Origin of the sequence: Micromonospora sp. NPDC005710 (genome assembly GCF_040630995.1) — a bacterium.
Classification (GTDB): domain Bacteria; phylum Actinomycetota; class Actinomycetes; order Mycobacteriales; family Micromonosporaceae; genus Micromonospora.
In genome coordinates this window covers 154035-172910 of the sequence record NZ_JBEXYP010000002.1, presented here as the reverse complement: position 1 = coordinate 172910, position 18876 = coordinate 154035, and the positions used below count along the sequence as shown (strand labels likewise).

At 70.9% G+C, this 18876-nt stretch carries 20 protein-coding genes; 10 read left to right on the top strand and 10 right to left on the bottom strand.

Features of this window, described 5'->3' with window-relative positions; translation table 11 throughout:
• Window positions 1-15: 15 nt before the first annotated feature.
• A complete protein-coding gene (locus tag ABZ406_RS03125; protein WP_053655020.1) occupies window positions 16-642 on the top strand; it encodes a DUF47 family protein in 627 nt (208 codons plus the stop codon).
• 4 nt (window positions 643-646) lie between these two features.
• Window positions 647-1654, top strand: coding sequence for an inorganic phosphate transporter (locus ABZ406_RS03120; protein WP_357755662.1), 1008 nt, complete (start codon window positions 647-649; stop codon window positions 1652-1654).
• Window positions 1655-1707: 53 nt separating this feature from the next.
• On the opposite strand, the gene ABZ406_RS03115 is transcribed toward ABZ406_RS03120, so the two are convergent.
• Window positions 1708-2676: a Gfo/Idh/MocA family oxidoreductase gene (locus ABZ406_RS03115; protein WP_357755660.1), complete on the bottom strand. Its 969-nt coding sequence runs from the start codon at window positions 2674-2676 to the stop codon at window positions 1708-1710.
• A 284-nt stretch (window positions 2677-2960) separates the two neighbouring features.
• Here ABZ406_RS03115 and ABZ406_RS03110 point away from each other — a divergent pair, with 284 nt between their 5' ends.
• Window positions 2961-3794, top strand: a complete 834-nt coding sequence (locus ABZ406_RS03110; protein WP_357755659.1) for an NUDIX hydrolase — start codon at window positions 2961-2963, stop codon at window positions 3792-3794.
• 104 nt (window positions 3795-3898) lie between these two features.
• On the opposite strand, the gene pstB is transcribed toward ABZ406_RS03110, so the two are convergent.
• From pstB to ABZ406_RS03075, 7 genes are all read right to left on the bottom strand, one after another.
• Entirely contained in the window at window positions 3899-4675 is a 777-nt protein-coding gene (gene pstB / locus ABZ406_RS03105) for a phosphate ABC transporter ATP-binding protein PstB (RefSeq protein ID WP_112584183.1), read from the bottom strand.
• Window positions 4676-4692: 17 nt separating this feature from the next.
• On the bottom strand, window positions 4693-5781 hold the full coding sequence (gene pstA, locus ABZ406_RS03100; RefSeq protein WP_357755657.1) for a phosphate ABC transporter permease PstA: 1089 nt from the start codon (window positions 5779-5781) through the stop codon (window positions 4693-4695).
• Complete coding sequence (gene pstC, locus ABZ406_RS03095) at window positions 5778-6869, bottom strand: phosphate ABC transporter permease subunit PstC (RefSeq protein ID WP_357755656.1); 1092 nt, start codon at window positions 6867-6869, stop codon at window positions 5778-5780. The genes pstA and pstC overlap by 4 nt, the downstream gene beginning before the upstream one ends.
• A 38-nt stretch (window positions 6870-6907) precedes the next feature.
• On the bottom strand, window positions 6908-8014 hold the full coding sequence (gene pstS / locus ABZ406_RS03090) for a phosphate ABC transporter substrate-binding protein PstS (protein WP_357755655.1): 1107 nt from the start codon (window positions 8012-8014) through the stop codon (window positions 6908-6910).
• A gap of 291 nt (window positions 8015-8305) precedes the next feature.
• A complete protein-coding gene (gene mshD / locus ABZ406_RS03085) occupies window positions 8306-9232 on the bottom strand; it encodes a mycothiol synthase (protein WP_357755654.1) in 927 nt (308 codons plus the stop codon).
• Between the two features lie 58 nt (window positions 9233-9290).
• Complete coding sequence (locus ABZ406_RS03080; RefSeq protein ID WP_357755653.1) at window positions 9291-10187, bottom strand: polysaccharide deacetylase family protein; 897 nt, start codon at window positions 10185-10187, stop codon at window positions 9291-9293.
• Between the two features lie 154 nt (window positions 10188-10341).
• On the bottom strand, window positions 10342-11061 hold the full coding sequence (locus tag ABZ406_RS03075) for a response regulator transcription factor (RefSeq protein WP_357755912.1): 720 nt from the start codon (window positions 11059-11061) through the stop codon (window positions 10342-10344).
• A 241-nt stretch (window positions 11062-11302) separates the two neighbouring features.
• On the opposite strand from ABZ406_RS03075, the gene ABZ406_RS03070 reads away from it, so the two are divergent.
• The 7 genes from ABZ406_RS03070 to ABZ406_RS03040 all read left to right on the top strand — a co-directional run bounded on the left by ABZ406_RS03070 (window position 11303) and on the right by ABZ406_RS03040 (window position 16386).
• A complete protein-coding gene (locus ABZ406_RS03070) occupies window positions 11303-12361 on the top strand; it encodes a hypothetical protein (protein ID WP_357755652.1) in 1059 nt (352 codons plus the stop codon).
• Between the two features lie 105 nt (window positions 12362-12466).
• Entirely contained in the window at window positions 12467-13255 is a 789-nt protein-coding gene (locus tag ABZ406_RS03065; protein ID WP_357755650.1) for a DUF2993 domain-containing protein, read from the top strand.
• Between the two features lie 102 nt (window positions 13256-13357).
• Window positions 13358-13435, top strand: coding sequence for an Ms5788A family Cys-rich leader peptide (locus ABZ406_RS03060; RefSeq protein WP_310503780.1), 78 nt, complete (start codon window positions 13358-13360; stop codon window positions 13433-13435).
• Window positions 13436-13641: 206 nt separating this feature from the next.
• Window positions 13642-14490: a sulfurtransferase gene (locus ABZ406_RS03055; RefSeq protein WP_357755648.1), complete on the top strand. Its 849-nt coding sequence runs from the start codon at window positions 13642-13644 to the stop codon at window positions 14488-14490.
• 2 nt (window positions 14491-14492) lie between these two features.
• Complete coding sequence (locus ABZ406_RS03050) at window positions 14493-14813, top strand: DUF1416 domain-containing protein (protein WP_130405043.1); 321 nt, start codon at window positions 14493-14495, stop codon at window positions 14811-14813.
• A 192-nt stretch (window positions 14814-15005) separates the two neighbouring features.
• Window positions 15006-15449, top strand: a complete 444-nt coding sequence (locus ABZ406_RS03045) for a winged helix-turn-helix domain-containing protein (RefSeq protein WP_357755911.1) — start codon at window positions 15006-15008, stop codon at window positions 15447-15449.
• 73 nt (window positions 15450-15522) lie between these two features.
• Complete coding sequence (locus ABZ406_RS03040; protein ID WP_357755646.1) at window positions 15523-16386, top strand: hypothetical protein; 864 nt, start codon at window positions 15523-15525, stop codon at window positions 16384-16386.
• 18 nt (window positions 16387-16404) lie between these two features.
• Here the strand turns inward: ABZ406_RS03040 and ABZ406_RS03035 are convergent, their stop codons facing one another.
• Entirely contained in the window at window positions 16405-18459 is a 2055-nt protein-coding gene (locus tag ABZ406_RS03035; RefSeq protein ID WP_357755645.1) for a glycogen debranching N-terminal domain-containing protein, read from the bottom strand.
• Entirely contained in the window at window positions 18456-18836 is a 381-nt protein-coding gene (locus tag ABZ406_RS03030) for an SCP2 sterol-binding domain-containing protein (RefSeq protein WP_357755643.1), read from the bottom strand. Before ABZ406_RS03030 ends, ABZ406_RS03035 begins: the two co-directional genes overlap by 4 nt.
• Window positions 18837-18876: the final 40 nt, after the last annotated feature.

Genomic DNA, 18876 nt, shown 5'->3' with positions numbered 1-18876 from the left:
GACGAGGTCTGTGCTGTGAAGTTTTCCTTCCGCCCCACCGAGGGCGCCTTCTACGAGCTCTTCACCAGGGCCGCGCAGAACCTGGTCCGGGGCACCGCGCTGCTCAACGAGCTGGCCCTGCCCGGCGTGGACGTGCAGTCCGTCAGCGAGCGGCTCACCGAGGTCGAGCACGACAGCGACCAGATCACCCACGACCTGTACAAGAAGATCAACTCGACCTTCATCACCCCGTTCGACAGGGAGGACATCTACCGGCTCGGCTCACTACTCGACGACGTGATGGACCACCTCGAGGCGGTGGGCGACCTGCTCTACCTGTACGGGCTGACCGAGCTTCCGGCGCTGCCCCGCGAGCTGCACGAGATGGTCAACGTGCTCGACCAGCAGGCCAAGCTGACCGCCGACGCCATGCCCCGGCTCAAGTCGATGAAGGACCTCGAGGACTACTGGATCGAGTGCAACCGGCTGGAGAACGAGGGCGACCGGATCAACAGGCAGCTTCTCGTCCGGCTCTTCTCCGGTGAGTACGACGCGTTGACGGTGCTGAAGATGAAGGAGGTGGCCGACGAGCTGGAGGCCGCCTGCGACGCCTTCGAGCACGTGGCCAACACCGTCGAGACCATCGCCGTCAAGGAGTCCTGAGCCGGTGTCCCCTGAACTCATCGCCGTGCTGGCGGTGATCGCGGTGGCCCTGGCGTTCGACTACACCAACGGCTTCCACGACGCCGCCAACGCGATCGCCACAAGCGTCTCCACCCGGGCGCTGACACCCCGCATCGCCCTCGGGCTCGCCGCGGTCGGCAACTTCGTCGGCGCCCACTTCGGCGCCGGCGTGGCCAAGACCGTCGGCGACAACCTGGTCACCCTCCCCGCCGGGGTCAGCAGCCTCGGTGTGGTCTTCGCCGGGGTGCTCGGGGCGATCGCCTGGAACCTGATCACCTGGTACTTCGGTCTGCCCTCGTCGTCCTCGCACGCGCTCTTCGGCGGCCTGGTCGGCGCGACCCTGCTGTCCACCGGCGGCATCGTGCAGTGGGGCAACATCGGCGAGAAGGTGCTGCTGCCGATGGTGCTGTCGCCGATCGTCGGCCTCACCCTCGGTTACCTGCTGATGCTGGCCATCCTCTGGCTGTTCCGGAAGGGGCAGCCGGGCAAGCTCAACCGGGGCTTCCGCTGGGCGCAGACCGGCTCGGCGGCCGCCATGTCGGTCGGTCACGGAATGCAGGACGCCGCCAAGACCATGGGCATCGTGGTGCTGGCGCTCTACACCGGCGGCTTCCAGGAGAGCAAGACGCACATCCCGGGGTGGGTGTTCTGGACCTCGGCGACGATGCTGGCCCTCGGCACGTACGCCGGTGGCTGGCGGATCATCCGCACCCTCGGCCGCAAGATCATCGACCTGGGGCCGCCGGAGGGCTTCGCCGCCGAGACTGTCGCCAGCGCGGTGCTCTACTTCAACGCCCTGGTGCTGAAGGCGCCCATCTCCACCACCCACACCATCACCTCGGCGATCATGGGGGTGGGCGCGACCAAGCGACTCTCCGCTGTTCGCTGGAACGTCGCCGGCAACATCGTGCTCGCCTGGATCATCACGTTCCCGGCCGCCGCGCTCATCGCCTGCATCATGTACCTGCTGGTCCGGCCGCTCTTCGGCTGACCCCGTTCCGCCTGGCTTCGGAGGCCCCCGGTCACCCGGGGGCCTTCGTCGTCTCACTCGTACCGCACGCCGATCTGCTCGCGGACCGTGTCCAGCAGGGTCATCACCTCAAGTGTCGTGGTGTGCGGCACCACCGGGCTCTCGGTGAGCCCGGCGGCCAGGCAGCGCTGCACCTCGATCGCCTCGTACTGGTAGCCGTTGCCGGCCGCCTCGATGGTGATCGTCTCCGGCTCCGCGCCGGCCCGGTGCACCGTCGCCGAACCCGGCCGGAAGAACGGCTCCGGCAGGTCGATCCGACCGGTGCTGCCGATGATCGACGCGGACAGCTCACTCGCCCCGACCATGCCGCAGCTCAGCGTCGCCAGCGCGCCGCTGTCGTACCCGAACAGGATGCCGGTGTTCTCGTCGGTGCCCTCCGGGCCGAGCTGCGCCCAGGACCGGACGTGCTGCGGCACCCCGAGCAGCAGGTGAGCGAGGCTGATCGGATAGATCCCCAGGTCGAGAAGGGCACCCCCGCCCAGCGCCGGGTTGCGCATCCGATGCTCGGGTGGGAACGGTCCAGCCACCCCGAAGTCGGCCCGGACGCCGGTCACCGTGCCGATCGCCCCGTCCGCGATCAGCTCGACCACGCGCAGGATCATCGGGTTCAGCCGCATCCACATGGCCTCCATCAGGAAGACCCCCGCGGCGCGGGCGGTGTCGATCAACTCGGTGCTGGTGGCCAGGTCGAGGGTGAACGGCTTTTCCAGCAGCACCGCCCGCCCGGCGGTGAGGCAGGTCATCGCCGCCTCGTAGTGCGCCGAGTGCGGCGTCGCCACGTAGATCGCGTCCACCTCCGGGTCGGCGGCCAACTCCACCCAGGAGCCGTAGGCGCGTTCCGCACCGTGGGTGTCGGCGAAGCGCCGCGCGCTCTCCGCGGTGCGGGAACCGACCGCGACCAGTTCGGCGTCCGGCACCAACCGGAGGTCTTCGGCGAAACGACTGGCGATGTGGCCGGTGGCCAGGATGCCCCAACGAGTCATGCCGGAACGCTAACCCCTGCGGCTGCCAGGTCGCCCGCCCCACCCCCTCGCCTACCAACCTCTGTTGCGTCGCCTTTGCTCTGCTGCCGCCGATGCGCCAGCACTCAGCCGGCATCAAGGGCGCAGCGCGAGCGTGGCGCGTAGAGCGCTGCGTAGAAGTGCTGCGTGAGGGTGGTGCGTGCGGGGGAGCGCGTGGGTGGTGGTGCACATCAGGCTGCGGAGCAAAGGCCGTGGTCGGTGGTCTGGCCCGGTGGTGGTCCGGCCGGGGGAACTAGGCTCGCGGCATGACGATCGACAGCGCCGGCTTCGCCGCCCCGGCCGCCCTGGTCGAGCACGCCCGCCGGTTCCAGGCCGAGGGTGGCATCCCGGCCACGCCGCGGGTCGCGGCCACCGTGTTGCTGCTGCGTCCGACCGACGACGACTTCGAGGTGTACGTCATCCGCCGGGTCGCCGCGATGACCTTCGGCGGGATGTACGCCTTCCCCGGCGGCGGGGTGGACCGCTCCGACTCGGAGGCGCACCTGGACTGGGCCGGCCCGACGCCGGACGAGTGGGCGGACCGCCTCGGTGTTGCCCCGCAGGCCGCGCAGGCGGTGGTCTGCGCCGCCGCTCGGGAGGTCTTCGAGGAAGCCGGCGTGCTGCTCGCCGGCCCGGACCGGGAGACCGTGGTGGGTGACGTCAGCGGCGACGACTGGGAGGCGGCCCGGCAGGACCTGGAGGGGCGCCGGTTGGGCTTCGCCGCGCTGCTCGCCGACCGTCAGCTGACCCTCCGATCGGACCTGCTGCTGCCGTGGAGTCGGTGGATCACGCCGGAGTTCGAGCCGCGCCGCTTCGACACGTACTTCTTCATCGCCCTGTTGCCGGCGGGCCAGCGGACCCGCGACGTCTCCGGCGAGGCCGACCACACTCTGTGGATCCAGCCGGCGGACGCGCTGGCTCGCGCCCAGGCCGGCGAGCTGACCATGCTGCCACCGACCCTGGTCACGCTGGACCAGGTGGCGGCGGCCGGCGACCTCGCCGGAGTGGCGCGCGCGGCGGCCGACCGGGACGCCGCCAGCCCGATCACCCCGCGCCTGGACCTACCGCCGAACGGCGAACCCCGCTTCGTCCTGGCCTGACCCGCCTGCCGCCGGACCGCGTCGGGAGACGCGGGGGTGGTGCCGGAAATGGGGCCGGCGCCCACGCCGGGAGGGCGGGGCGCCGGTGACCGGTCGTGGTCGGCTCAGCCGAAGCGGCCGGTGATGTAGTCCTCGGTCTTCTTCACGCTCGGGTTGCTGAAGATCTTCTGGGTGTTGTCGTACTCGATCAGCCGGCCCGGGTCGCCGGTCTTCTCGATCGAGAAGAAGGCGGTCCGGTCCGACACCCGCGCGGCCTGCTGCATGTTGTGCGTCACGATGATGATCGTGAACTTGTCCTTGAGCTGGAACATCAGGTCCTCGATCGCCAGGGTGGAGATCGGGTCCAGGGCGGAGCACGGCTCGTCCATCAGGACGACCTGCGGCTCGACCGCGATCGTCCGGGCGATGCAGAGCCGCTGCTGCTGACCGCCGGAGAGGCCCGCGCCGGGCTTGCCCAGCCGGTCCTTGACCTCGCCCCACAGGTTCGCGGCGCGCAGGGCCTTCTCGGCCGCGTCCTCCAGGATCGACTTCTTGCGGACCCCGTTGAGCTTCAGCCCGGCCACCACGTTCTCGAAGATGCTCATGGTGGGGAACGGGTTCGGCCGCTGGAAGACCATGCCGATCGTGCGCCGGACCGCTGTGACGTCCACGTCCCGGTCGTAGATGTCCTGGTCGTCGATGGTCAGGCTGCCCTCGACCCGGGCCCCCGGCAGCACCTCGTGCATGCGGTTGATGGACCGGAGGAACGTCGACTTGCCGCAGCCGGACGGCCCGATGAGGGCGGTGACCGTCTTCGGCTCGACAGTCAGGTTGATGTTCTCGATCGCCTTGAAGCCGCCGTAGTACGCGGTGACGTTCGAGGCGGAGACGCGCTTGGCCATGGTGGTACCTCCGGGGTTCATCGGCTGAGCCTGTTGCGACGGGCCAGCAACTTCGCCGCGATCGTCAGGATGAGTACGAGGGCGACCAGGGTGAGTGCCGCGGTCCACGCCCGTGCCGGCGCGTACTTCGACGCGTCGCCGGCCTGCTGGTAGACGAAGAGGGACAGCGACGACTGGTTGTTCTCGAAGGGGTTGGTGTTGATCGCGGCGCCACCGCCGGCGACCAGCAGCACCGGCGCGGTCTCGCCGGCCGCGCGGGCGATGGCGAGCATCACGCCGGTGACGATGCCGGGCAGCGCCGTCGGCAGCACCACCCGCAGGATGGTCTTCCACTTGGGTACGCCGAGCGCGTACGCGCCCTCGCGCAGGGGTGCCGGCACGAGGCGGAGCATCTCCTCGGTGGACCGGACGATGGTGGGCAGCATGAGCACGCTCAGTGCCAGCGCGGCGGCGAAGCCGGAGAAGCTGGGCCGACCGTCGTTGAACCACGGCGACACGATCAGCACCCAGAACGCCAGCACGAAGAGGCCGGAGACGATCGACGGGATGCCGGTCATCACGTCCACGAAGAACCGGATCGTGAAGGCGAACTTGCCCCGCCCGTACTCGACGATGTAGATCGCGCAGAGAACGCCGAGCGGGACGGTGATCAGGGTGGCGATGCCGACCTGCTCCAGGGTGCCGACGATCGCGTGGTACGCGCCGCCGTTGGCGTCCCGGGCCCCGATGTTGTTCATCGAGGTCTGGAAGAAGTTGGCGTCCAGCCGGTCGGCGCCCTTGCTGACCAGCGTCCAGACCACCGACACGAGCGGCAGCACCGCCAGCACGAAGGCGGAGTGGATCAGTGCGCTCCAGGTGCGGTTACGGGCCGATCGGCGTCCTTCGACCGCGTTGGCGGTGGCAAAGAGACCGACCAGGTAGAGGATCGCGCCGAGGACGACGACGAGGACCGGGCCGCCGACGCCGGTGCCGTAGACGACCACGGCGGAGAGCGCCAGGGCGGCCACGGCGATGGCGGGGGCGGCGTACCAGGGCAGTCGCCTGGTCCGCAGCGAGTCCGGCTGGGCCGGCGGCCGGGTGCGGTGGGAGGTGACGGTTGTGGTCATGCGGCCGACTCCGTGAACTCCCGGCGGCGGTAGATGATCGCCCGCGCCGTGATGTTGACGATCAGCGTGATGGTGAACAGCACCAGACCGGAGGCGATGAGCGCGCCCCGGCCGGTCTCGTTCGCCTCGCCGAACGCGTTGGCGATGTTGGCGGCGATGGTGTTGCCGCCGTTCTGGATCAGGTTGAACGAGATGCCGAAGGTGATGCCGAGGGTCAGCGCCAGGGCGATGGTCTCGCCGAGCGCCCGGCCGAGGCCGAGCATCATCGCGGCGATGATGCCGGGGCGGCCGTAGGGGAGCACCGCGGTGCGGAGCATCTCCCAGCGGGTGGCGCCCAGGGCGAGGGCTGCCTCCTCGTTCGCCGTGGGCGTCTGGAGGAACACCTCGCGGGAGAGTGAGGTGATGATCGGCAACACCATGATCGCGAGCACCAGGGCGCCCAGCATCACGGACGCCCCGAAGGGGCCGTCACCGCCGAAGAGCGGGATCCAGCCGAAGTGCTGGTTCAACCAGATCGAGAAGTCCCGTACGGGGCTGCTGAAGACGTCCCGTCCCCAGAGGCCGAAGACGACGCTCGGTACGGCGGCCAGCAGGTCGACGAGGAAGCCGAGCGCGGTGCCCAGCCGGCGCGGCGCGTAGTGCGACAGGTAGAGCGCGATGCCGAGGGCCACCGGCACCGCGATGAGCAGTGCGAGTGCCGAGCTGAGGACGGTGCCGAACGCGAGCGCACCGATGCCGAACTTCGGCTGGGTGTCGTTGGGGGACCAGCCCTCGTAGGACCAGAAGTTCTCGGTGTTGGCGCGAAGGGCCGGCACCGCCTTGGCGACCAGGAAGATCGCGATGGCGGCGATGATGACCAGAACGGCGGTGCCGGCGGCCAGGGTGAGACCGCGGAAGGCCCGCTCGGCGCCGAACTTGCGGCTGCGCGCCAGCGCGCCGCCGCCGCCCAGCCCGGTGCCGCCCGGGGAACGGGTGCTGACTGGTGCCTCGGCCACACGCGCCGAGGCACCGGCGGGCCACTCGTGACTCTGGGTCACGCGCGTCCCGCCGGTGCCGGCGTCGGCCGAGCGGTGAGGGGTTTCACCCATCTGCTCGCTCGATTCGATTGCGGAGGTGTGGAATCGGGTCAGGAGAGGTTCTTGACCGCGGTCTCGACCTTGGTGCGGACCGTCTCCGGCAGCGGGGCGTAGCCCAGCTCGGTGAGAGAGGCCTGGCCCTCGGCGCTGGCAGCGTGGCCCAGGAGGCCCTTGACCAGCTTGAGCTTGTCGGCCGCGAGGCCCTTGCTGCAGACGATCTCGTACGTCGCCAGGACGATCGGGTACGCCCCGGCCTCCTTGGTGTTGTAGTCGATCTTCAGCTTGAGGTCGTCGCCCTGACCGTCGATGGCAGCGCCGGCGATGGTCTTGCCAGCCGCCTCGGCGGTCAGCGCGGCGAACTCGCCGTTGCCGTTGCCGATCTTCGACATCTTCAGGCCGGCGTTCTCGGCGAACGACCACTCCATGTAGCCGATGGAGCCGTCGGCACCCTTGACCCGGCTGGCCACGCCGTCCGAGCCCTTGGCGCCGGTGCCGCCCGGGGCCTTCCACGCCTTGGCGTTGCCGAGGGTCCAGTCGCTCTCAGCGGTCTTCGAGAGGTACTTGGTGAAGTTGTCGGTGGTGCCCGACTCGTCCGAACGGTGGACGGTCTGGATGGTGGTCGCCGGGAGCTTGGCGTCCGGGTTGTCGGCCTTGATCGTGGCGTCGTCCCACTTGGTGACCTTGCCGGCGAAGATCTTCGCCAGGGTGGCCGGCTTGAGCTGGAGGTTGTCCACGCCGCTGACGTTGTAGGCGACGGCCACCGGGCCGATCACCATCGGCAGGTGGATGGCCTTGCCACCGGCGCACTTGGCGTCGGCCTGCGGCTGCTCCTCCGGCTTGAGCGCGGAGTCGGAACCGGCGAAGTCGGCGGTCCCGGCGATGAACGCCTGGATGCCGGCGCCCGAGCCGGAAGCCTCGTAGTTGATCGTGGTGCCCTGGCACTTCTGCTGGTACGCCTTGATCCACTCGGCCATGGCGTTCTTCTGTGCCGACGAGCCCTGGGCGTTCAGCGTTCCGGTAGCGCAGTCGACCGCGGCGGCCGAGCCCGAGGCGCTCGCGCCGGAGGCGGGCTCGTTGTTGTCCGAGCCGCATGCACTGAGGCCGAGCGTCGCGGCGAGGGCGAGGCAGGCAATAGTGCCGTACCGCTGGAGCTTCACCTGAGGGGTTTCCCTTCGCGTCTGACTTGGCGCCCCGATCCCGGGGCCCGAGGACCGGCAGTGACCGGCTGACACGAAAGTTAGAAGTGCCAGGTAGCCGGTTCGCCGGTCGCAAGTGAACGCAAGGTGAACACGTACGGCCCCCGAGGTGACCGCTTGCTGAGGGTGAGTTGTCCGTTAAGTGAACCCGGATACACCTGTCGGAAGTATGGGCATATTTCCGGTTCGATGTTATGCCGCCGACGCTCTGCCGTTACCTACCGGTGACCCAGCCGGAGCGCCGGCCGCCGGTCAGCCCAGGTGGTAGTTGATGTGCGCCGACCAGCGGGCGAAGCCCAACCGCTCGTAGAGCGCGACCGCCCCGGTGTTCGAGTCGTCCACGTAGAGCATCACCCGATCCAGGCCGCGCCTGTCCCGCAGGTGGGCAAGCCCGGCGGTCGTCAGGGCCCGGCCGAGCCCGCCGCCGTGCGCGGTCGGCTCCACACCCAGGACGTACACCTCGCCGATTCGGGCCGACCCCGGCCGCTCGTGCACCTTGGTCCAGTGGAAACCGAGCAGCCGACCGGTGGCGGTCTCCTCGGCGAGCAGGAAGCCCGCCGGGTCGAACCACGGCTCGGCGAGGCGGACCCGCAGGTCGTCCGGCGTCCAGCGGCCCTGCTCGGGGTGCTCGGCGAAGGCCCGTGCGTTGAGGGTCAGCCAGGCCGCGTCGTCCGCCCCGGGTCGGAACGCGCGCAGCGCCACGCCGTCGGGCAGGCGCGGCTCACCGAGCGGGGCGGCCAACGGCCGGCGCAACTGCCAGAGCACCCGGGCGCGGGTGAAACCGAGGTCGACGGCGAGCGCGGCGGCCGAAGGGTGGTCGCCGTGCGCCCAGGCCCGCAGCGGCCCGGTTGCCGAGGCGAGTACGCCCCGGGCGAGCGCCCGGCCGGTGCCCCGTCGCCGGTACGCGGGGTGCACCACCAGCTCGACCCCGATCCCGCCGACCGGGTCGGTGGTGTCCAGGTGCGCGTACCCGGTGAGGGTGCCGTCGTCGGCGCGGGCGATCAGATGCACGGCGGGGGCGTCGGGGTCGCGCAGCCGGAGCAGGACGTGTTCGTCGAGCGGGTCGGCCCCGTCCGTGTCACCGGCGAGGCTGGCGAGGGTCAGCACGTCGGTGATGTCCGCCGACGCCAGTCGGTCGCTCCGGGTCACCTGGTCGCTTGTCGGCTCCGCGCTGCTCATTCCGCCACCGTATCCGTTGCGTGTCCTGACGCCCGGACCGTCGCCGCAAAGCCGCGGCTCAGGTCGGGTCGGTGGGGAGTGCCTCCAGCTCGAACCGGGCGGTCAGGTCGGGCAGGATCCGGCGTAGCGCCTCCACCGTGCCCTGCCGGTCCCCGCCGGCGTCGTGCAGCAGGACCACCGAGCCCGGTTGGGCCTGGCCCACCACCGTCGCGGTGATCTTGGTGGCGCCGGGCAGTTCCCAGTCCGACGGGTCCACCGACCAGTGCAGCGGGGTCATGCCGAGCTGCCGCGCCACCGACACCACCGGGTACGTCCAAGCGCCGCCGGGCTGGCGGTACCAGACGATCGGGGCGTTCGGCACCGCCGCCCGGATCGCCGCGTTGGTGCGGAGGAGGTCGGAGCGGATCGCGTCGGGCGATCGGGCGCCGAGGCCGACGTCGTGGTGCCAGGAGTGGTTGCACAGGGTGTGCCCGGCCTCCACGATCGACTGGACCAGGTCGGGGTGGTTCTGCGCGTTCTCGCCGACCACGCAGAACGTGGCACGTACGTCGTATTCGCGGAGCAGGGCGAGGACCTGCGGGGTGTAGCGCGGGTCCGGCCCGTCGTCAAAGGTGAGCGCGAGCCGCGGGGTGCCGGTGGTGGCGTGTGCCCCGAACAGGTTGTCGCCTCCGGCGTCCCGTCCGGTGCCGTCCTGGCCGGCTTCGGCCGGGCCGGTCGCGGTCGGGCCGGCGCTGTTGCGCGGTGCCGCACCAGTGGTCGGGGCCGCGTTCGGCTCGCCGATGCTCGGTTGGTCGGCGTAACGCGGCCCGTCGGCGCTCGTGGTGGCACCTGCGGAGTGTGGAGGTGGCTGGTCGGGGACGAGGCTGCGGCCCAGCACGTACGCGGACCCGAGCAGCCCCGCCACCACAAGTGTCACGATCCCCGCGGCCCGCGCGGTGGAGCCGCCCCGCGTCACGACTTCCGCCCGGCCTGCCGGTCACGCCGGCCCGTCGCCCCCGTGGTCAGTGCGCGCACCGTCGCCCCTTTCTCCGACAAACCCGGCAGTCAGAATAAAACTGCCAAGCTGCGCAAAAAGGGCATATGGGAAATCACCCACTGCGGTCCACGGCTCAGACCGGCAGGGGCGCGTGCTCCGGCTCGGCAAGCGACCGCGACGGCGGAACCACGAACTTGTAACCGACCTGGCGGACGGTGCCGATCATCGACTCGTACTCCGAGCCGAGCTTGGCGCGCAGACGCCGGACGTGCACGTCGACGGTGCGGGTGCCGCCGAAGTAGTCGTAGCCCCAGACCTCGCGCAGGAGCTGATCCCTCGTGAACACCCGGCCCGGGTGCTGAGCCAGGAACTTCAGCAGCTCGAACTCCTTGTAGGTGAGGTCGAGCGGGCGGCCCTTGAGCTTGGCCGCGTAAGTGTCCGGGTCGATGGTCAACTCGCCGGCCCGGATCGAGCCACCCGCACCGGCGGTCGCGTTGCTGAGCCGGCCCACAGCGAGCCGCAGCCGCGCCTCGACCTCGGCGGGGCCGGCCGAGGCGAGAATGACGTCGTCGACACCCCAGTCGGCGTTGAGCGCGATCAGACCGGCCTCGGTCACCACCGCGACGAGCGGCACGCCGAGCCCGGTGGCGTGCAACATCCGGCAGGTCGCCCGGGCCTCGCTCAACTCCGATCGGGCGTCCACCATCACCGCGTCGGGGCTGGGGCCCGCGACCAGGGTGCGAACATCACGCGGCGCGGTACGGACCGAGTGCGGCAGCAGGTCAAGTGCCGGCAGCACAGCCGACGGTTCACCTGCGCGCGCGGTCACCAGCAGCAGGATCTCCACGATCACCTCCGTCCCGGCGGCGCGAGGCCGCACGCGACCAGTCGCACTCATCAAGGAGTGCGCTGAGAAATTGCGTGGTCCCGGCGTCGCTGACGGGCGGGTAACGCGTTGAGAGTAACCGATCGCCCCGGCCGCGCCGTCAGGCCATTTCCTGTTTGTCTATCTTGCCCCTGATCGTGGCACGGATTTTAACGTCGCCGAAACCCTTGACCACCGCCTCGGGCGGTCGGTCTGGCACGATCGGGTCGTGTTTCCCTCCACCTCGCCCGAGGCCGGCCGCGAATCGTGGCCCGCCGGGCCCCAACCGGGCCCGGCCACCACACCGACGCGCGGCCAACCGCCCGCGCCGCGTACCGGTCCGGCCACCACCGATGGCGATCGCCGCGAACGAGGTGGGCCTCGCCGTGCCCGTCGTTCGGGCGAGCCGGCCCGCCGGTCCGAAGACGAGATCGACGAGCCGGAAGAGGAGGTCATCCCCCCGGTCGAGGTGGACCGCCAGTTGGCGCTGACCATCGCCGGCTTCGCCGCGCTGCTCGGCGTCGGCCTGGTGCTCGGCGCGCAGACGTCGGGCCCCGGTCACCGGCTGCCATTCGCCGTCGTCATCTTCGGCGTCCAACTCCTGTTCGTGCTCGCCTGGACGATGGCCATGCGTCCCCCCGCGTTGCTCGTGGTCGCCGGGATCAGCGCCGCCGTCGCGGCGCTCGCCGACATCGCCGCGGTGCAGACCGACGTCGCGGGCCTGGCGCCGCTCGGCTACCTGGCCGCCGGCGGGTTCCTCGCCGCGGTGCTCGGCCAGCTGGTGCGTCGGGTCGACCGGGTCAGGGTCACCGACTCCCTCGGCGCCACGCTGCTCATCGTGGTCGGAGTGGTGGCCTTCGGCACGCTGATCGTGCTCAGCCGGATCCCGGCCGGCACCCAGGCGATCGCCGTCTGCCTGACCGCGAGCGGAGTCGCGCTCACCGTCGCCCGGCTCACCGACGCCGTACTGCCGTGGCCCCGGCTCGCCCCGCAGGTGCCCCGAGGCGCCGCCGGTGTGGTGGCCGGCGCGATGGTCGGCACGCTGACCAGCGCCCTCCTCGGCAGCTACCTGGTGGCTCCGTTCACGCCGACCCGGGCCGCCGTGATCGGCCTGGTCGCGGCGGTCACCGCCGTCCTCTCCGACCTCGCCGTGGGGTACGCGGAGGCGGGCCGGTTGATGGCCGGCGAACCGCCCACGATGTGGGTGGCCCGGCACATGCAGGGCCCGCTCGGCGGCTTCGCCCTGGCGGCGCCCGCCGCGTACGCCATGTGCATGCTCTTCCTCTGAGTCACGGTTGAGCGCGGAGGCGGTCGGGTACCTACGGGTGCGCCGCCCCCGCGGCGTCGGTACGAACGACCCGTCGCGGCGCGACGGGCGGAGACAGGAGGCGGCGTGGCGCAGGACTATCCGGTGGACGAGGCGCGACCCCGACGCCGTGGCCGCAAGCTGCTCATCGGGCTGTTCGTTCTGCTCCTGCTGCTGGCGGGCCTGCTCGTGGTCGCCGACCGGGTCGCGGTCGGGGTCGCCGAGAGGATGATCGGCGACCGCGTACGTCAGGAGATCGCCAAGCAGGGCGCGCAGTCCGCCGCTCCCGAGGTGGAGGTGGGCGGGACCCCGTTCCTCACCCAGGTGCTCGACGGGCGTTACCAGCGGATCACCATCAACCTGCGGGACGTGCAGGCATCCGTCGAGGGCGACGCCGTCCGGCTGCCGGTCCTCGACGTGACGGCCCGCAACGTCCGGGCCTCGCTGGACACGCTTCGCACCGGCCAGGGCGACATCGTCGCGGACACCGTCAGCGGCGCCGGCACGATCAGCTACGAGAGTCTGGCCGCGCTGCTGAACCGCCCGGGTCTCACCCTCGGCGAGCAGAACGGCAAGCTCACCGTCAAGGCCCCGGCCGACATCCTCGGTCAGAAGCTCACCATCAGCGGCACCGCCGACGTCACAGTCGCCGACAACGGCGCGGTAGCGCTGCGGTTCAACGACCTGGACGCCGCAGGTCTGCCGAACCTGCCGCTGGCCCGGGCCTTCCTGAGCAACTACGCCAAGAGCATCTCCATCGACGTGCCCCTCCCCGAGTTGCCGTTCCAGCTCGCAGTCCGGGAGGTCCGGCCACTGCCGGAAGGGCTGGCGGTCACCGGCGACGCCAAGAACGTGCCGATCAACTCCGTCAACTGACACCGGATCGCCGGGGCCGCCGACATCCTCGGCGGCCCGGCGATTCCCGGATGGTGGTCGGCTGAGTGGCAGCTCGGTCACTGGCTGGTAGGCTCCCTGGCCATGGGGACCCACCTCACCAAACGGCGCGCGGTCGACCTGTGCCGCGTGGCCACCTGCCTGTGTCGCCCCGTCATCTGACGGCGGGGCTGTCTCCGGCCGCCTGACGGCGGCCACCGGCACAGGGTTCTCACACCCTCCGGTCATCCCACCGAACGCCCGGCAGCGGCGCCGTCGCACGATCCCGTGATCCCGTCCTTCCGCTGGGTCCCGCGCGTGGTGCGACAAAAACGTCCATCGATTCGCGCGCGTTGGCTCACCATCCATCCTCACCAGGGAGTGATTCGATGAGTCGCGACACCGCACTCGTTTCGGCCGAGTGGGCCGAGAAGAACCTCGACGCCCCGGGCGTCGTCTTCGTCGAGGTCGACGAGGACACCTCGGCCTACGACACCGGCCACATCGCCGGCGCCGTCAAGATCGACTGGAAGCACGACCTGCAGGACCAGGTCCGCCGGGACTTCGTCAACAAGACCCAGTTCGAGGCGCTGCTCTCTGACAAGGGCATCAGCAACGACGACACCGTCATCCTGTACGGCGGCAACAACAACTGGTTCGCCGCGTACGCCTACTGGTACTTCAAGCTCTACGGCCACGGCGACGTGAAGCTGCTCGACGGTGGCCGCAAGAAGTGGGAGCTGGACGCCCGCCCGCTCGTCACCGACGCGGTGTCCCGCCCGGCGACGCAGTACGTCGCGCAGGAGCCGGACGTCTCCATCCGGGCCTTCCGCGACGAGGTCGTCTCCGCGATCGGCACCAAGAACCTGGTCGACGTGCGCAGCCCCGACGAGTTCGCCGGTCGCCTCCTCGCCCCCGCCCACCTGCCGCAGGAGCAGGCGCAGCGGGCCGGCCACATCCCCACCGCGATCAGCGTCCCGTGGTCCAAGTCGGCGAACGAGGACGGCACCTTCCGGTCCGACGACGAGCTGCGCAAGATCTACGGCGACGCGGGGCTCGACGACGGCAAGGAGACCATTGCCTACTGCCGGATCGGTGAGCGCTCGTCGCACACCTGGTTCGTGCTCCAGGAGCTGCTGGGTCACCGCAACGTCAAGAACTACGACGGTTCCTGGACCGAGTACGGCTCGCTCGTCGGCGTGCCGGTCGCGCTCGGCGACGAACCCGGGGAGGCGTGATCATGACTCTTCCCATCGCCGCGGGTTGCGCCGCACCTGACCAGGCCGCGCCGCTGCCGGCCAGCCTGGACCTGGAGAAGGAAACCGTCATCACCGGCATCGTCCGGTCCGCCGAGGCCGAGCCGGTGCCGGGCGCGTACGTCCGGCTGCTCGACTCGACCGGTGAGTTCACCGCCGAGGTGGTCACCTCGGCCGCCGGGCAGTTCCGGTTCTTCGCCGCGCCTGGTTCCTGGACGCTGCGGGCGTTGTCCCGGCACGGCAACGGCGACACCGCCGTCACTGCCGGCCGGGGTGTCAACGAGGTTGCCGTCACCGTCGCCTGACCCATGCTCTGATCGACCGGGGCCGGTCACCCTCCTTGGGTGGCTGGCCCCGGTCGTTTCTCCGCGGCGTGCCGGCGCGCCGTACGGGTGTCGAAACCCATCGGCGTACGTCACTATCTTTGGGTGGAATTCAGGGATGAAGGTGGCGGGTCCGGCGAAGGGGTCCCCATCGTCCTCTGCGTCGGCACGGACGTGGCGATGCGGGAGCGGATACTGAGCCAACTCGACGGGCGCGCCCCGGTGCTCAGTTGTTCCGATCTGACCGAGCTACGCGTGCTGTTGTCATCGCCGGGCCCGGAGCCGGTCCGTCCGCTCACCGAGGCGAGGGGCCTGGTGGAGTGGGGTGAGCTGGTCGTCGACCGGGCTGGGCAGCTGGTCACCTGGCGCGGCGACCCACTCCCGCTGACTCCCACCGAACGGGAACTGCTCGTTCTGCTCGTCGGCCCGCCGCTGGTGGTCTGGACCTACGAACAGCTCTGCGCCGCCGCGCTGGGTGGCGCGGACACCGCCGTGCTGCAGTCCGCGATCAAGCGGCTGCGCCGCAGGTTGCGGAGCTTGCCGGGCGGGCCGCAGGTGCACACCGTGCGAGGGGTCGGCTATCGGCTCGACGGGCCGCCCCGGCCCGACGATCGCTGATCCGCAGTCGCGGGCGGTCTGGCCGTCCGCCTCCGCCGGCGGGCGGGCGGCGGGCGCGTGACACCATGGCCGGGTGAGCGGTGCTGTCCAGACGGGTTGGGCTTCGTCGGCCGGCCCCGCCGCGCCGGCGCCGGCCCGGTCGCGGCGGCGTTGGCTGCTGGCCGGGACGGTGGCCTGGGCCGTGTTGCTGGCCGGGCTCGCCTGGCTGTCGGTGCGGGACGACCCACCAACAGTGCGCGAACAGCGTTCCCTTGACCAGGCTGGTCAGGTGGTCGACCGGGCGGTCGGCGAGTTGGTCCGCGCGGCGGGTGCGGCTGCTCTGCTGGAGCTGGGCCCGGCGCGGATCGCGTCCGGCTGCCGGGTCACCCCGTTCGCCGACGGGGCGAGGCTGCGGCGCGAGGTCGGGGTGCTCGCGGCGACCGGTGACGAGCAGGCCGTGTTGGCCGGCATCGCCGACCGGCTGCCGGCGGGCTGGCGGGCCGGGGTGGGGCCCGGGGTGGACGGCCCCGAGCTGCGCGCCGACGCCGGAGAGTTCGTTTCGGTGAACGGTCGGCCGACCGACGACGGCCGGGTACGACTCGTCGTCGACACCGGTTGCCGGCCGGTCGGCGCGGGTTATCCGCCGCCTCCGGCCGCCGCTGCCGGCCCGGAGACCGCCGCGCTGACCGCCGCGCTGCGGGCACTGGACCGGCCGGGTGACGCCGCGCCGGAGCTGGTCACCGCCCCCTGCCCGGGCGGCGGGTTCGCCCGTACCGCGTGGTCCGCGAACGGCCCCGGCCCGGTGGCCTCGACGGCCGCGCTCGCCCCACTGGCCGGTAACGCCCCCCTGTTGGACCAACCCCCGGTGTACGCGTACCGCACCGGCGCTGTCACCGTGCTGGCCGAGATCGGCCCGGACACCACCCGACTCGCCGCCACCGTCGGCTGCCCGAGCTGAACCGGGAGGCGGCCCGGGTCAGCCGGTGCCCGGCCGGTCCTCCGGGTCACGGCTGCGGCCCAACGCGTCGACGGTGCCCCACCGGCCGGGGATGTCCAGCAGTTCTAGTCGACCCATCCCCGGCGGCACGGCCGGGTCGATGATCAGGTGCTCGCCCTGCGGCTCCAACCCCAGCATCACGCGCAGCAGCAGCAGCGGGGTGCCCGTCGACCAGGCCTGCGGGCTGCACGCTGTCGGGTATTCCACCGGGTAGTCGGTGAGGTCCCGGGCGTAGCCGGCGAACGCCTCCGGCAGTCGACCCTCGAAGTAGCGGGACGCCGCGAGCATCGTGTCGCAGAGCAACCCGGCCTCGTCCCGGAAGCCGTACCGCCACAACCCCCAGGCGATGATCGAGTTGTCGAACGGCCAGACCGTACCCACGTGGTAGCCGATGGGGTTGTAGCGTCCCTCGTCCATGGCGAGCGTCCGCACCCCCCAGCCGGAGAACAGTCGTGGCCCGAGCAGGTGCTCGACCACCTTGCCGGCGCGCGACTCGTCCACGATGCCGCTCCACAGCAGGTGCCCGATGTTCGAGGTGAGGGCGTCGACCTGCCGGCCGTCGGCGTCCAGCGCCAGCGCGTAGTACTCACCGTCGGGGATCCAGAAGTCCCTGTCGAACCGCCGTTTCAGGTCGGCTGCCTGTCGCTCCAACTCGTCGGCGAACTCCGGGTCGTTCCAGAGCTGCCGGGCCAGCCGGGCGGCCCGGATCTTCGCGTCGTACGCGTAGCCCTGCAACTCGCAGGTGGCCCGGGGGAACCCGGGCAGCCGACCGTCGGCGTACGAGATGGCGTCCCAGGAGTCCTTCCAGCACTGGTTCTGCAGGCCGGTCTCCGGGTTGCGGGTCTGGTACCAGAGGTAGCCGGTGCCGAGCAGGTCACCGTAGGTGTCGATCCACTCCAACGCCGCGCGGACCTGCGGCTCCAGCCGGCGCACGAGTGCGGCGTCACCGGTCCACCGCTCGTACTCGTCGAGCAGGATGATGAACAGGGGCGTCGAATCGGCCGAACCGTAGTACGGCGAGTGGGGCTGCTCCTCGAAGCCGGCGGTCTCCCCGTACCGCAGCTCGTGCAGGATCTTGCCGGGCTCCTCGTCCCGGAAGTCGTCCACCCGCTGCCCCTGTAGTCCGGCCAGCATCACGATGGTCGGCGGGACCAGTTCCGGCAGGAACGGCAGCACCTGCAACGAGGTGATGATGCTGTCCCGGCCGAACAGGGTCATGAACCAGGGCAGTCCGGCGGCGATCAGCCGTACGCCCAGGGCGATCGACTCGTAGCGCAGCGCGGCCAGGTCGTTGAGGCTGCGCCGGTACGCCCCGGCGAGTGGCTCGCAGTCGCAGCCGAGCTTCGGCGCCCGGTCGATCAGCTCCTGCTGCTCGGCCCGGATGGCGTCGGCGTTGCGGCTTCCGCCGTACGGGAGGGTGGCCCGGATGTCCTCACCCCGGGCCCCGTAGACGACACTCGACACGTGCAGCCGGGTGGTCCAGCTGTCGTTGCGGGCGATCCGGATCCGGAAGGTCATCCCGGTCTCGTCGACCTGTGCGGGCGCTGTGGTGCTGACCACCATCTCCCGGTGGAACGCCTCCCGCCGGTAGGTCAGCCGCAGCTCCTTCTCGGCAACCGTGACGGTGGTCCGGCCGCGCTTCTGCCGGGAATTCTTGATCTCGAACAGGTCGGCGAAGTCCGCTCCGATCTCGAGCCGGACGGTGCACTCGACCTCCGCGCCGAGGTGGTTCAGCACTGTCAGGTTCTCCTCGAAGCTGCCCACTATCGCGCGGCTGCGGATCACCGACGCCTTGGCGTCCAGGTAGTGCGTGGGTTCGCCGGGGGCGAGGAAGAACTTGGTGCGGTACGACTCGCTGTCGTCGACGGAGAGGGCGTGCAGCCGTTCGCCGTCCAGGGTGAGCACCCAGGTGGACAGGAAGCGGGTGTCGAAGGAGAACAGCCCGGTGGGGAAGTCGTAGGACGGCTCGATGTCCCCACGCCGGTCGCTGACCAGGAAGGTGTTGCCGTCCAGGATGCTGACGAGGTCCTTCACCCGAGTCGTCCGGCTGCTCGACGGGCCGTCTCGCGGGGGTCGCGGGTGCCGGGCGGGTTCGGGAAGAACCGGCGGAAGGCGAGGAAGAGCACCACGTTCCCGCTGAACGTGCTCTCGTTGCGCAGCACCGCCGCGACCCCCTGGGCCTCGCCGGTGATCAGCCGGTCGAAGAGGGCGGCGCTGCTGTACCAGATGGCGTCGGCCGGGCCGCGGCCCCGGCTGACCTGCACCGACCCGGGTCGCATCCGGACCAGCCAGTGTTCGGTCCGGTGGTCGTCGCCGAGGTCTATCTGGAGGGTGCCGTCGGCCAGGCCACCCAGCACCTCGGGGGCGCGCGACGGCAGTGCCTCGAAGAACCTCTCCGCCGCCTCGGTCACATCCGAATCGTAGGCAGCCGTCCGAGATGTCGGGTCGGTA